The 14912-nt window shown below is 66.5% G+C and carries 9 protein-coding genes; 5 read left to right on the plus strand and 4 right to left on the minus strand.

Features of this window, described 5'->3' with window-relative positions; all coding sequences use genetic code 11:
• Position 1 precedes the first annotated feature (1 nt).
• Positions 2–205: a YbdD/YjiX family protein gene (locus tag D187_RS27795; protein ID WP_002632305.1), complete on the plus strand. Its 204-nt coding sequence runs from the start codon at positions 2–4 to the stop codon at positions 203–205.
• 42 nt (positions 206–247) lie between these two features.
• Here D187_RS27795 and D187_RS27800 read toward each other — a convergent pair whose 3' ends face one another.
• A complete protein-coding gene (locus D187_RS27800) occupies positions 248–2206 on the minus strand; it encodes a D-arabinono-1,4-lactone oxidase (RefSeq protein WP_002632304.1) in 1959 nt (652 codons plus the stop codon).
• A 145-nt stretch (positions 2207–2351) separates the two neighbouring features.
• On the minus strand, positions 2352–3476 hold the full coding sequence (locus tag D187_RS57190) for a CDP-alcohol phosphatidyltransferase family protein (RefSeq protein WP_211241579.1): 1125 nt from the start codon (positions 3474–3476) through the stop codon (positions 2352–2354).
• Between the two features lie 285 nt (positions 3477–3761).
• Between D187_RS57190 and D187_RS27815 the strand changes: the two genes are divergently transcribed.
• Positions 3762–4406: a hypothetical protein gene (locus tag D187_RS27815; RefSeq protein ID WP_002632302.1), complete on the plus strand. Its 645-nt coding sequence runs from the start codon at positions 3762–3764 to the stop codon at positions 4404–4406.
• Positions 4407–4425: 19 nt separating this feature from the next.
• Here D187_RS27815 and D187_RS27820 read toward each other — a convergent pair whose 3' ends face one another.
• Positions 4426–5502 (minus strand): LacI family DNA-binding transcriptional regulator, encoded by a 1077-nt coding sequence (locus tag D187_RS27820; RefSeq protein ID WP_002632301.1) that lies wholly within the window; start codon positions 5500–5502, stop codon positions 4426–4428.
• 58 nt (positions 5503–5560) lie between these two features.
• Positions 5561–6898 (minus strand): GH1 family beta-glucosidase, encoded by a 1338-nt coding sequence (locus D187_RS27825; RefSeq protein ID WP_002632300.1) that lies wholly within the window; start codon positions 6896–6898, stop codon positions 5561–5563.
• 773 nt (positions 6899–7671) lie between these two features.
• Between D187_RS27825 and D187_RS27830 the strand changes: the two genes are divergently transcribed.
• The 3 genes from D187_RS27830 (at position 7672) to D187_RS27840 (ending at position 14881) form a co-directional block, all read left to right on the plus strand.
• On the plus strand, positions 7672–10377 hold the full coding sequence (locus D187_RS27830; protein WP_002632298.1) for a glycoside hydrolase family 48 protein: 2706 nt from the start codon (positions 7672–7674) through the stop codon (positions 10375–10377).
• Between the two features lie 168 nt (positions 10378–10545).
• A complete protein-coding gene (locus D187_RS27835) occupies positions 10546–13548 on the plus strand; it encodes a glycoside hydrolase family 9 protein (protein ID WP_002632297.1) in 3003 nt (1000 codons plus the stop codon).
• Positions 13549–13579: 31 nt separating this feature from the next.
• Positions 13580–14881, plus strand: a complete 1302-nt coding sequence (locus D187_RS27840; RefSeq protein WP_002632296.1) for a lytic polysaccharide monooxygenase — start codon at positions 13580–13582, stop codon at positions 14879–14881.
• The last annotated feature ends 31 nt before the right edge of the window (positions 14882–14912 follow it).

A 14912-nucleotide genomic window follows, 5' to 3' on the forward strand; every position in this document is an offset into this window, starting at 1 on the left:
CATGGCGGGCACGAGCGAGGCGCTGCGGCACTTCTGGCGGCGGGCGGTGCAGACCGCCCGGCTGGTCATCGGCGTGCCCGACTACGACACCTACGTGGCACACATGCGCGCGAAGCATCCGGAGCGCGGGGTGATGACCTACGAGGAGTTCTTCGACGAGCGCATGCGGGCGCGCTACCGGAGCGGGGGCGGGCGCTGCTGTTGAGCCGTGGCGGAGGGGGCTCTCCCCTCCGCCATCCCGGACGAGCTACGAGTTGTTCTGGGGGATGCCGAGCGCCTCGCGCCAGTAGTCGGTGACGAAGAGCTGCTTGGGATCCATCCGCGCGCGCAGCGCCAGGAACTGGTTCCACTGGGGGTAGAGCCGCGCCAGGTACGCGGGCCCCAGGTCCCCTTCCGGCAGGTACTTGGCCCAATGCGGGCGGAAGTCGTACTCCCGCAGCAGCTCCCAGTACTGCTGGTAGAAGGCCTTGAGGGCCGCCTCGTCCCGGAACAGGTCGTGGAACCAGAACACGTCCACGCGGACCACGTCCTGCTTGTAGGCGGGGCTCAGCCAGAGCTCATCGGCCTTGGCCGCGTAGATCTCGCAGGAGTAGGAGCCCGTGGCCCCGAGCCCCCCCTGCTCATAGAAGTCCCGCAGCTTGTTCATCACCGCCTGCGTCTTCTCGAGGGGAATCCACAGCTCGGTGAACTCGGTGGGCATCAAGAAGTCGGAGACATCGTTGTCCATGGGCAGACCGCGGTACCAGGAGTCCCAGAACTGCTGCTTGCCCTTCGCATCCTGGGGGGCCGTCCTGTTCCCGGGCTGGAGCTCCTCCAGGACGTCGCTCGGGACGTGGATGTGGTAGTAGCGGGGCAACTTCAGGCCCCGCTCGCTCAGGAGGGACTGCAGCTTGGGAAGGTGGGTGCTCGCGTTCGGCATCCGGGCCAGCACATCCTTCCAGAGATCGATCGCCACCGAGGTGACGCGGATTGAATCCGCCGAGGTCGGGGCATCCGGGCGCAGCAGCCGGAGGACCGGACCCCCGGCGGCGCGCCGTCCCGCGGAACCCTGCGCGGCCGCGCCCCGCATGGACTCGCCACCCGTGTTCTTCCCGAGCTCGACGATGCGAACCTCGTCCGAGAACACGCCCTGTGGAATCTCCAACTGGGGGGCCTCCGTCGGCGGCGAGTCCCCCGTGTAGACAGGGGCGAACTGGTCGATCACGAAGGGCAGGATGCATGGCCCATACGTCAAATCGATGAGCAGGGTGATCTCGGCGCGCAACAACGGATCCTGGATGAGATTGACCAGGGTCGGCCAGCCAGCGGAGAGCTGGTAGAACAGGGACGCGACGATCTGCGCCGGAATCTGGCTCCCGAGGACGACCGGAAACTCGAGATATTGCTTGGGTTGGAAGTTCTCGGGGGTCATCCCCAACGTGGTGTAATCCTCGCTCGTCATGCGCTGGGCCTTCCAGACGACGATGCGCTCGGCCCCCTTCTGGGGCCACCACATCAGACGGGTGTACTCCGTCTGGCGCATGAACTGCTCCAGCGAGGGCTTGTCGGGTGTTCCTGGCCCGAAGAAGTCGATGGGGCAGTTGACGTCATTCAAGGCGTAGCACGTCTCGCTCCCGATGATGTTGAAGGCATCGTTGGGCTTGAAGGTGAGGGTGGAGGTGATGCCCATGAGCCCCATGGAAACGAGCACGGCCTCGAACTCCGGATCCTTCCCTCGGCTGTACGAGCGCACCACGCCCTGCCCATCCACCAGGGAGATACCGACAATGCTGTCGGTGTAGGCGTACTGCAGCGAGCCCCCCGAGCATCCCATGGTGGTGAATCCTCCCACGGCCTGATGGGTGACACCGCCCATGTCCGGCACGGCCTGTGCGAGCTGCTGCAGCTGGTAGAAGAACGTGTTCTCCCAGGGTTCGGGTGCATCCAGCCCCAGGCAGCACCCGGCCTGGACCGTGAAGGTCCCATCCGAGTTGGAGGTGACCTTCCGGTACTGCTCCAGCGAGATGTTGATGGCATTCGACGCGGTGGACAGGATGGCCTCCCGCACGGAATGGCCTGAACCAATCACCCGAACTTGCAGGTTGTTCGAGGAGGCATACTGAACGAGTTGAACGATCTCCTCCTCGCTCGTGGGGTAGTGGAGGCACGTCTGCGGATCGAACTGGACGGAGGGAACCTGCGGCGAGAACGCTCTTGCGACAGTCATGTCTACCTCGTGGTTGGGCATCCACTCCCTAGCAACGCCTGTTCCACGGGGATGTCGCGCGCGCCTCACTCTGAGTTGCATTGGGAGGAGCGGCGCCAGCTGGGCTTTGACATGTCAGTGGACTGTCGATGACATGTCAGCCCGTTCATGCCGCGAGCTTGTTGCTGACCCGCAGCAGCCCCGGCCGGTACGTGGAGGGCAGCCAGACCCACGGAAAGCCAATCTCCGGGTACTGGGAGATCATCTCCCGGAGGTAGCGGACCAGGTTGATGACCATGGTCAGCACCATCACCAGCAGCAGTACGCGGTGGAGCGCGGGCTGGAGTGACGAGGGCAGCGCCGACAGGGGGAGCACGAGGAGGAACAAGGCCCCCTCGGCCGTCAGCCAGGCCGGAGCCTTGTTGACGAGCTGGCGCGCGTGGATGCCCACCGCGAGGCTGCTCATGGCGAGGGCGACGAGGGCCCGCGCGCAGAAGACATCGCTCGAGTCCTGGAGCCAGAGCACGTGGATGCCGAGGATGAGCGCCGGCGCCGTGAGGATCCGCACGTAGAAGCGCGCGGAGGACAGCTTCGAGCGGGACATGAGCAACAGATCCTTCACCAGGGACACGAAGCCGCACCCGAAGGCCGCGAGGCTCGCGAACGCGTAGGTGAGCTGGAAGCCGCGGGTGTCGAGCAGCTCCACGCCCTGAAGACAGACGGACAACCCGAGGAACAGACAGAAGACATAGTTCCAGAGGTGGTTGATGTAGGGGTCTCGCATGATGCCCGTGGCGAAGTAGCGGCACAGCCCGAGGTAGAAGAACAACTGGCCGGTGGCGGTCAGCAGGATGTAGGGCATGAAGGAGACGCCCTGCTGGGGACCGAGCCGCGCCACGATCATCACGGCCATGGCCGAATTGGCGACGTCGACCCAATGGTCCCAGAAGTGGCGCGCGGTCGACTGCGTCCCGTTGCGCCGGGCCTGGGTGCCATCCATGGCATCCAGACAGAAGTGAATCACCCGGCAGAGCACCCAGAGGCCATACATCCACCGCGCGCGCTCGAAGGTATGGACGGCGGCGAGCAGGAACAGGTGCAGCAGCAACCCGGGCATGCCCAGGATGACCGGGGAGAGGCGGTAGGGCAGGTAGCGGACGGCGGCGCGCCGGCAGCCCTCCCGGAGCGTCCGGATGAGGGCGTCTTCCTCCGGGCGTTTGTAGCTCTGCTGCTTGTCGAGGACCAATACATGCGGCTCCAACGTCCCTGCCTGCTGCTCGCTCATCGCCATGATTTCCCACTGCCCCTTCGGTCCCGAGCGGGTCTCGTGGCCCGGGATGAGGTGCATGGTGCGGGGAGGCGGACTTCCGAGCAGTGCGCCGCCTCACTCCAGGGCCGTGGCCTGGATCACAGCCTCGTTGCCGGGCCCCGCGGCCCCTGACGGTTCAGGACTCGCGCGGGGGCATCGTGGCCGCCGCGACACGCGGTGTGGGCGTGCACCCACGTCCGGCACGAGGGGATCCTCCGTCATTCCGGCCACTTGGGCCCGGCGTGCCTCCTGCAATGAGGGAGGCCCATGAACCCGCTCCTCCTGCTCTTGCTGTTGTCCGCCACGCCCCAACCCACCTTGCTGACGCCGGGGTCCTTTCATGGAACCGAAGTCCAGGCGGCCGACGGTGCCCCCTTCCTCGCGCTGTGTGAGGGAGGCACCGAGCTGCGCCTCGTCCAGTTGCGCGTCCAGCAGGTGGAGGATCCGGTGCTGGACCGGGAGGGTGGGGTGCCCACGGGCAAGGAGGTGAGCGCTCCCTGCGAGCCGTTGGTCCTGTTGCGCGACGTCCAGGGCGTCCGCCAGGGCCCCGTGGAGCGCGCCCAGGTGACGCTGAAGGCCACCGAAACCGCGTCCCCCGGCATCGGCCCCGAGTCAGCGCGAATCGAGCTGCGTGGCGGGACGTGGCGCCTCGAGCGCACGACGCTGGGGGAGACCGGCTTCCGCCTGACTCTCCATGGGGGGCCCGCGCCCGTCGTCCTGTACGAGGTCCAGGAGACGGACGATGGGAGCTGGGAGGTGCTCTGGGCCGGTGACTTGAACCACGACGGCGGGTTGGACCTCGTGCTGAGCACGTCCCGCCACTACAACGTGCTCCACTTCCGGCTGTTTCTCTCCGGGGCGGAGAAGGGGAGCGTGCGCGAGGCCGCGGTCTTCGAGATCATGGGCTGCTGAGCAGCCCGGGCCCGGGGCCTCACGAGCGCGGAGGCTCCTGGGTCAGATCGATTTCGTCCTGCGTGCGGAACAGCCGCAGGTCGTCGATGCGCACATAGGGCAGCACCGTCCGCAGGTTCTCCGCGGGCTCGCCGTTGAGCAGCGCGGTCAGGTGTTTGGCCAGCACGGCGCCGACGCGCGACTGCGGCTGGTAGTAATAGGTGACGTGCTGCTCGGAGAGCGTGAGGAAGGGCATGCCTCCGAAGCCGACGACGCTCACCCCGTCCCGCTTCGTGTCCCGCCCGCTCTCGATCAGCCCCTCCAGCGTGCCCACGATGGACATCTGGTTGCCGCAGACGATCGCCGTGATGGAGGGCTCGCGCTGGAGGATCCGTTGGATGGCCTCGCGGGTGTGCCGCACCGAGAGGTCTCCCTGGTAGACGAGGGACTCGTTCCAGGGCAGCCCCACCTCGCCCAGCGCCCGCTGATAGCCGCGCAACCGCAGGCCGACATAGTTGAACCCGCCGGACGGGTTGAGCAGGACGATCTTCCGGTGCCCGTTTTTCGCCAGGTGCACGACCGCGTCGAACACGGCGCGCTCGTCGTCGTGGTCGACATAGGCGTGCGGCGTCTGCAGCTCGGTCCGCCCGAAGCTCACGAACGGGATGTCCTTCTCCAGGCAGAACCGGGCCCGCTCGTCCATGGGCATGGTGCGGGAGAAGACGACCGCGTCGGCGAGCCGTTGATCGTAGATCTTCCGGACCGGATCCAACGGCGCCTGATGGCCCGTCTGCGCCAGGACGAGCAGGTTGTAGCCCGCGGTCTCCATGCCGTTGGACAGGCTCTCCACCTGCGCCAGGAAGCCCGGCTCGCCGTAGTCACCGACCTCGGGCGCGTAGAGGATGGAGCAGACCTTGTACGTCCGGCCGGTGCGCAGGTGGATGCCGCCGATGTTCGGCACGTAGCCGAACCGGGCGGCGGCCTCCTTCACCCGCTGGATCGTCTCCGGCCTCACCTCCGGACCGTCCTTCAGCGCGCGGGACACGGTGCTGATCGACAGCCCAAGGTGCGTGGCCAGCGTCTTGAGGTTGGCACGCTCCGACCCAACCGGTCGCATGGTCTCATCCCCCTCCTGGCGCTTGCTTCGTTTGGCGCTCACGTCATTCGATCCGGGTTCAGATGCCTGGCAAGGCATTCTCGGCGATCACTTCCCGCATGAAGTGGAAGGATGCCTTGGGGGTGCGCTTCTGGGTCCGGTAGTCCACATGCACCAGCCCGAAGCGCTTGGCGTAGCCGCGCGCCCACTCGAAGTTGTCGAGCAGCGACCAGGGCATGAACCCACGGACGTCCGCTCCCTCCGATATCGCGCGCTGCAATCCGATCAAGTATTCCCGGTAATAGGCGATACGGTCCTGATCGTCAACCCGGCCGTCGGCCCCGACCACGTCGATGAAGGCCCCACCATTCTCGGTCACGTAGACGGGCGGGTTGCCGTAGCGCGCCTTGACGAGCATGAGCGCTTCGTAGAAGGCGTGGCCGTCGATGGCCCAGTTCATCTCCGTGCGGCGGAAGTAGAGCGGCGGGTCGGCATGCTTGAAAGGCCAGGCGCCGTCCGAGCACTCCTGGATGTAGCTCGGGAAGTACTGGTTGACGCCCACGAAGTCGATCGGCCGGTGGATCTCCGCGAGGTCGCCGTCGCGCACGTGCTCGGCGAACCGGTCCGCGAGCGAGGCGGGATAGCGGCCGTGGTAGATGGGATCGAGGAAGACGCCGTTCCACTTGTCCTCGAAGAGCGGCACCAGGTGGGCATCGCGCTCTTGGAACTGGGGCAGCGGCCGCGCCTTGTGGATGGGGATGACCGTCCCCACGCCCGCGCGCGGCGTCAGATCGCGCAGCACCGCGACGGCCCGCCCATGCGCCAGGTTGAGGTGGTGCGCGGCGCGAACGGCGGCGCGGGGATCCGTCAGCCCCGGCGCATGACGCCCCTCCTCGTGCCCCACCCAGGCCGAGACGCTCGGCTCGTTGAAGGTCACCCAGTTCTCCACGCGATCCCCCAGCCGCCGCGCGATGAGGGCCGTGTAATCGGTGAACCAGCCCGCGATGTCTCGGTTGGTCCAGCCGCCGCGGTCCTGCAGCGCCTGCGGCAAGTCCCAGTGATAGAGACAGGGCCAGGCACGCATGCCGCGCTCGAGCACGCCGTCCACGATGCGATCGTAGAAGTCCAGCCCCTTTTCGTTGATCCGACCCCCGCCCTCGGGGAGCACCCGCGGCCACATGATGGAGAGGCGGTAGACCTTGGCGCCCAGGTCTCGCAGCAAGTCCAGGTCCTCGGGGTAGCGGTGGTAGTGGTCGCACGCGACCTCGCCCGTGTCCCCGTTGGCGACCTTGCCGGGCGTCGCGCAGTAGGTGTCCCAGATGCTCCGGCCCCGCCCATCGTCCGGGGCACCGCCTTCAATCTGATAGCTGGAGGTGGACACTCCCCACAGAAAGTTTTCAGGAAATCGCAATGTCATGTCTTGAACTCTTTTTGTACTGTCTTTGCCGCACCGCGTTGCCGCCTGCTCGTCTGCTTTTGCCGCGCCGCGACGTGGTTTTTCCTTGTCGCACCGCGTCGCCTACATCGCCGGAGATCGTAACGTTCTCACCTCACGATTTCGACCGTTTCTTTCTGCGGGAAACCCGCTAGAACCGCATTGACGGCGGAGTCAGAGTATGGGAGGAATCAAGAATCGAAACGTTACGATCCCTGGTCGCGCACCAGCAGGGAGGAGCGTCATGCGAGCGCTCAGGGCTGGGATGGGTCTGGGGGGTGGGATACGGGTGCCGTGGTTGCTGAGCGGTAAGGGTTGGTAGGTCTGGCGGTCCTCGTCGGGCAACGAAGTCTAAGTCTAACAGGTAGCGTGACGGCTCCGTGCCCCATTTCTTCGGGCGCCACGGGACCATTGGTCGTTCCTCGCTTATTCCATACATAGTTCTCAACGTGGAAAAGCTGTTTTCGTTTGCATTCAAGAATTAGCCGATGTATCAGGGAGATTCGCGGTGGCCTGCCGAGCCAGACGGGCCGTGCCCGCCTCCGCGATTCCCTTCACTGTCTGAGTGGTGCTTTCACTGTCTGAGTAGTGGATGTGTTGTCCCTCGTGAGATGCGTGGGGATGGGGAATCTCCCCGCTTCCATCCCTCGAAAGTCATCTCTTCGTTTCGTGCCGTTGGAAAACGCTGATGCGGTCCCGACAGGATGGTCGTCCTCGGCCCTGTCGTGCATTCATCTTACCCCAAGGAGGAAGTGATGTTCTTGAAGCCTGTCAAAGCGGCGATGACGCGTGCTCTCTGTCTGGCCATCGCGGCGACCGTTCCCGCGCAAGCGGTTGCGGCCAGCCCCCGGTCCGCGCCCGTGCGCACGCTGTCCAAGGCGCTCGCCGGTGAGTCCTCCACCTATACGCAGCGCTTCCTGGATCAGTACAACAAGATCAAGGATCCGGCGAACGGGTACTTCAGCCCCAAGGGCGTGCCCTATCACTCCGTGGAGACGCTGATGGTCGAGGCGCCGGACCACGGTCACGAGACCACCTCGGAGGCCTACAGCTACTGGCTGTGGCTGGAGGCGGAGTATGGCCATGTGACGGGGGACTGGGCGCCCTTCAACGCCGCCTGGGCCAACATGGAGAAGTACATCATCCCCTCGCACGCGGATCAGCCCACCAACCAGTACTACAACGCGAGCAAGCCGGCCACGTACGCCGCGGAGTGGGACCTGCCGAAGCAGTATCCCTCCCAACTGCGCACGGAGGTGGCGGTGGGCAACGATCCCATCGCGGGTGAACTGCAGTCGACGTATGGCACCAGCGACATCTATGGCATGCACTGGCTGCTGGACGTGGACAACTGGTACGGCTACGGCCGCTGCGGAGATGGCACGACCTCGCCGGCCTACATCAACACCTTCCAGCGCGGCTCGCAGGAGTCCGTGTGGGAGACGGTGCCGCACCCCTCCTGCGACACCTTCGCCTGGGGCAAGCCGGGCCAGGGCTTCCTGAGCCTGTTCACGGGTGACGCCACCTACTCGCGCCAGTGGCGCTACACCAACGCGCCGGACGCGGATGCCCGCGCGGTGCAGGCGGCGTACTGGGCCCACACGTGGGCCAAGGAGCAGGGCAAGGAGGCCCAGGTGGCCGAGGTCGTCAAGAAGGCGGCCAAGATGGGCGACTACCTGCGCTATGCGATGTTCGACAAGTACTTCAAGCGCGTCGGCAATTGCATTGGCGAGACCAACTGCCCCGCGGGCAGTGGCAAGAACAGCATGCACTACCTGCTGTCCTGGTACTACTCGTGGGGTGGTGCCGTCGACACGAGCGCTGGCTGGGCCTGGCGCATCGGCTCGAGCCACAACCACTTCGGCTACCAGAACCCGATGGCGGCCTACGTGCTGAGCAACACGTCGTTCCTGCGGCCCCTGTCCGCGACCGGCGCCGCCGACTGGGCGACGAGCCTCAAGCGGCAGATCGAGTTCTACACCTGGTTGCAGTCGGCCGAGGGCGGCTTCGCGGGCGGTGCCACCAACAGCTGGAATGGCCGCTACGAGCAGCCGACGAGCGCGTCGTCCTTCTACGGCATGTACTACGACTGGCAGCCCGTCTACCACGACCCCGCGAGCAACCAGTGGTTCGGCTTCCAGGCCTGGTCCGTGCAGCGCGTGGCGGAGTACTACTACGTCACGGGTGACGCGCAGGCCAAGAAGGTGCTCGACAAGTGGGTGGCCTGGGCCTCGCAGAACACCAAGCTCACCACGGATGGCAAGTACCAGGTCCCCAGCACGCTCGCGTGGACGGGTGCGCCGGACACGTGGAACCCGGCCTCTCCGGGCACCAACAGCAACCTGCACGTGACGGTCGTGGACCACACCACCGACGTGGGCGTGACCGCGGCGTACGCTCGCACGCTGATGTTCTACGCCGCCCGGGCCGGCAACGCGGGGGCCAAGACCCTGGCCAAGGAACTGATGGACCGGATGTGGGCGAACTATCAGACGCCCAAGGGCGTGGCCGTCCCCGAGAAGCGTGAGGACTACAAGCGCTTCGATGACACCTACAACGCGGCGACCGGCGACGGCGTCTTCGTCCCGTCGGGCTGGTCGGGCACGACGGCCCAGGGCGCGACGATCGACTCGAACTCCACGTTCCTCAGCCTGCGTCCGAAGTACAAGCAGGATCCGGACTGGGCGAAGGTGCAGAGCTTCCTCAACGGCGGCCCGGTGCCCGAGTTCACCTACCACCGCTTCTGGGCCCAGGCGGACATCGCCATGGCCATGGCGGACTACGCCCGGCTGTTCGAGGGCGGCGCTCCTCCCGCCGCGAGCATCGTGACCTCGTCGACGGACGTGAGCGTGGCCGAGGGTTCCTCCGCGAGCTTCACGGTGAGCCTGTCCTCGGCCCCCACCAGCAACGTCACGGTCTCCGTGGCCAAGGCTTCCGGTGACGCGGATCTGTTCGTGTCGTCCGGCGCCACGCTGACCTTCACCCCCGCCAACTGGAACGTGGGGCAGACGGTCACCATCTCCGCGGTGGAGGACGCGGACCAGACGAACGGGACGGCCAGCTTCAAGCTGACCGCGACGGGCCTGTCCTCGGCGTCCGTCAACGCGGCCGAGCTCGACAATGACATCCCGGCTCCGCCGAGCTGCACGGTGACCGTGGATACCAGCAACGACTGGGGCAACGGTCACGTCGCCCGGGTCATCGTGCAGAACGCGGGCACGCAGTCCATCTCCAACTGGAAGCTGAGCTGGACGGCCACCAACGACTTCACGCTGGCCAACTCCTGGAGCGCGACCTTCACGAAGACGGGCCGCTCGGTCGAGGTGACGCCCCAGGGCAACTCGACGATTCCGGGCGGCAGCAGCATCGAGGCCGGCTACGTGGCCAACTACAGCGGCGCCAAGCCGGTGCCCAGCGGTGTTCGTCTGGAAGGGCAGAACTGCAACATCGTCGTCAAGTGAGGGCAGGGCCGCTCGACGCCTCGGTGGATGTCGAGGTCGTGGGGAAGCGTTGAGCGGCCTTCTTTGAATATCGCGGCGGCGGGGAGCGGAATCGTTCCTCGCCGCCGTGTGCAATCCAGGCCTCCCCGGCCCCCCATTCCATGGACGCAACGAAGGAGCTGTCCCACGATGCGTAAGTCTTTCCTGACAACCCCCGCCGCGGTGCTGATGGGCTTGTCGTCGGTCGCGAGCCCGCTGGCCGCGCAAGCACAGACGTTCAACTACGCGGAGGCCCTGCAGAAATCCATCTGGTTCTACGAGGCCCAGCGCTCCGGTCCCCTCCCCAGCAACAACCGGGTGAGCTGGCGCGGCGACTCCGGCCTGAACGACGGCGCCGACGTGGGCAAGGATCTGACCGGCGGCTGGTACGATGCCGGCGATCACGTGAAGTTCGGCCTTCCCATGGCCGCCAGCGCGACCCTGCTGGCCTGGTCCCTCTACGAGTACGAGGAGGCGTACCAGAAGAGCGGACAGCGCGCCGCGCTCCTGGACAACCTGCGCTGGGTCAATGACTACTTCATCAAGGCGCATACCGCTCCCAACGAGCTGTATGGCCAGGTGGGCGCGGGCAACGCGGATCACGCCTGGTGGGGACCGGCCGAGGTGATGCAGATGGCGCGGCCCGCCTTCAAGGTCGACGCCTCCTGCCCTGGCTCGGACCTGGCCGGTGAGACGGCCGCGGCCATGGCCGCCTCGTCCATCGTGTTCAAGCAGACGGATCCGGCCTACGCGGCCACCTTGTTGACGCACGCCAAACAGCTCTTCACCTTCGCGGACACCTACCGGGGCAAGTACTCCGACTGCATCACGGACGCGAAGTCCTTCTACAACTCCTGGAGTGGCTACTGGGATGAGCTGAGCTGGGCAGGTGCCTGGCTGTACCTGGCCACCGCGGAGAGCAGCTACCTGACGAAGGCCGAGAGCTACACCGCCTACTGGGGCAACGAGAGCCAGACGCCCTACTGGAGCTACCGGTGGACGCACAACTGGGATGACAAGCACTTCGGTGCCCAGCTCCTGCTCGCCCGCCTCACGGGCAAGGACGTCTACAAGTCCTCCACGGAGCGCAACCTGGATTACTGGACCACGGGCTTCAACGGCGAGCGCGTCCGCTACTCGCCGGGTGGGCTCGCCTGGCTGGATACGTGGGGCAGCCTGCGCTACGCCGCGAACGCCTCGTTCCTCGCCTTCGTCTACTCCGACGACATCGCCGCCAGCGATCCGGCCAGGGCCACGCGCTACCGCGACTTCGCCGACCGGCAGGTCCGCTACATGCTCGGTGAGAACCCCCGCAACGCCAGCTACGTGGTGGGCTTCGGCGTGAACCCGCCCCGCAACCCGCACCACCGCACGGCGCACGGCGCCTGGGCCGACTCCCTCGCCAACCCGGTCGAGAGCCGGCACATCCTGTACGGCGCCCTGGTGGGCGGTCCGGACGCGGCGGATGCCTACGTGGACGACCGGGCCAACTACACCGCGAACGAGGTCGCCACGGACTACAACGCGGCCTTCACCGGCACGCTGGCCAAGATGTACCTCCTGCACGGCGGTACGCCCGACCCCACCTTCCCCAAGAGGGAGACGCCCACCACGGACGAGTTCTACGTGGAGGCCGGCATCAACGTGTCCGGCCAGAACTTCACGGAGATCCGCTCGTACGTGAACAACGTCTCGAGCTGGCCCGCCCGCATGGGGGACAAGCTGTCCCTGCGCTACTTCATCGACATCTCCGAGGTCATCGCCGCCGGAGGTTCCGCCGCGAGCCTGACCGTGTCGATGAACTACAGCCAGGGCGCCAAGGTCCTGCCGCTCAAGCAGTGGTCCGGCAACATCTACTACGTCACGGTCGACTTCACCGGCACGCCCGTCTATCCCGGTGGCCAGTCCGCGTTCCGCAAGGAAGCCCAGTTCCGCATCGCCGCCGCGGTGGGCGCCGCCTGGGATCCGACCAATGACCCGTCCTACAAGAACCTGACCGCTACCGCGGCGAGGACGTCCCTCATCCCCATCTACGACAACGGCGTGCGCATCTTCGGCTCCGAGCCCGGCCCCATCGTGGTCGACACCATTCCCCCCGCGCTCCCGGTCGGTCTGCTGGCCGCCGCGGCCAATCCCACGCAGATCAACCTGAGCTGGAACGCGAACACCGAGTCGGACCTGGCGGGCTACAACGTCTACCGCTCCACGACGAGCGGCTTCACGCCCTCGGCCGCCAACCGGGTCGCCAGCGGCCTCACGACCGCCTCCTACTCCGACTCCGGGCTGAAGGCCTCGACCGTCTACTATTACAAGATCACCGCCGTCGACACGTCCGGCAACGAGTCCTCCGCGTCCTCTCAGTCCTCCGCGTCCACGCCCGCCCCGGATACCCTTCCGCCCGCGGCTCCGGCCGGCCTGAAGGCCACCTCGGCCAGCTCCAGCCAGATCAACCTGTCCTGGACCGCCAGCACCGAGGCCGACCTCAAGGGCTACAACGTCTATCGCTCCACGACGAGTGGCTTCACGCCCTCGGCCGCCAACCGGGTCGCCAGCGGCCTCACGACCGCCTCCTACTCCAGCACCGACCTGACCGCCTCGACCGCCTACTATTACAAGATCACGGCCGTCGACACGTCCGGCAACGAGTCCTCCGCGTCCACGGAAGTCTCCGCGACCACGCAGCAGGCCCCCGCGTCCAGCCTCTCCGTGCAGTACCGCGACGGGGATGCCAACTCGCCCGCAAACAACCAGGCCCGGCCCCACTTCCGGATCGCCAACGGGGGAACGGCCAGCGTTCCGCTCTCGGAGCTGAAGGTCCGCTACTACTTCACCCCGGACTCCAACGAGTCGGTGCAGGTCGCGTGTGACTACGCCGCCGTGAACTGCTCGAGCATCACCTCCAGCGTGGTCCAGTTGTCCACGCCGAAGACGGGTGCCACGCATTACATCGAGTTCGGCTTCGCCACGGGGGCGGGCTCGGTGGCCGCGGGCCGCGACACGGGAGAGATCCAGATCCGGTTCAACAAGAGCAACTGGACCAACTTCGACGAGTCGAACGACTACTCGTTCGATTCCACCAAGACCTCGTTCTCCACGACGAGCAAGATGACCGTGTTCCGTAGCGGCGTCCTCGTCTGGGGCACCGAGCCGTAAACCAGGCACTTCGAGCGAAGGAGAAAACTCCATGCGAAAGACAAACAAGAGCGTGTCTCGTGCCGCCGTCGTCGGTCTGACCTCCCTGGGGCTGGTTCTGCCCCTCGACGCGGCGCTGGCCCACGGCGGAATGACGTTCCCCGCGACTCGGACCTATGCCTGCTACCTGGATGGCAAGGCGGGCGGTGGGGGCGGTGATCTGGATCCCACCAACCCGGCCTGCGTCGAGGCCGTGGCCCTGGGCGGAAAGAATCCGCTCTGGAACTGGTTCGGCAACCTCATCAGCAACGCGGGAGGCCGGCACCGGGAGATCATCCCGGATGGGAAGCTGTGCGGACCCACCGCGCTCTTCGACGCCTACAACCTGGCGCACGCTTCCTGGCCCACGACGACCCTGAAGTCGGGGACGACGATCACCATCCGGTACAACGCGTGGGCGCCGCACCCCGGCACCTGGTACCAGTACGTGACCCGGGACGGGTGGGATCCGAGCCAGCCGCTGAAGTGGTCCGACCTGGAGCCGCTGCCCTTCAACACGGTCACCAACCCGCCGATCAACGGCAGCGGCCCGGATGGCGCCGAGTACACGTGGAGCGCGCAGTTGCCGGTGGCCAAGAGCGGACGGCACATCATCTATTCCATCTGGCAGCGCTCGGACAGCCCGGAGGCCTTCTACAACTGCTCCGACGTGCTCTTCGACAGCGGTGCGCCGGATGCCGAGGCGCCCACCGCCCCCGGGACGCCCACCGTGAGCGGCGTGACCGGGACGACCGCCGATCTGAGTTGGGCCGCCGCGCACGACAACCAGGGCGTGGTGGGCTACGAGGTGTACCACCTGATGGGCTCCACCCCCCATCGGATGGCCTCGCCCACGGGCACCTCCACCCGCCTCACGGGCCTGACGCCCTCGACCGCGTACTCCTTCTACGTGGTCGCGCGTGATGCCGCGGGCAACCTCTCCCCGGCCTCCGGCGTGGTCTCGTTCACCACGACCGACACCGCGCCCACGGGGAACTGCCACGTGGTCTACACCGAGCCCAACAAGTGGTCCGGTGGCTTCACCGGCAACATCCAGATCACCAACACCGGAACCAGCGCCATCTCCGGCTGGACGCTGCAGTGGGAGTACGGCGCTGGTCAGACGGTCGTGAACGGCTGGAGCGCGAAGATCTTCCAGCATCATTCCTCGGTGTCCGCGGAGAATGAGGCCTGGAGCGGTACCATCCCCCCGAGCGGCTCGGTCACCTTCGGGTTCAACGCGAACTCGCCGACGCCCAACGCTCCGGCGCCGGCCGCCTTCCTCCTCAACGGCACGCTCTGCACCACGCCTTGAGTTGAAAGACATACACCGGGGTGGGTGCTCT

The organism is Cystobacter fuscus DSM 2262 (genome assembly GCF_000335475.2).
Lineage (GTDB): Bacteria > Myxococcota > Myxococcia > Myxococcales > Myxococcaceae > Cystobacter > Cystobacter fuscus.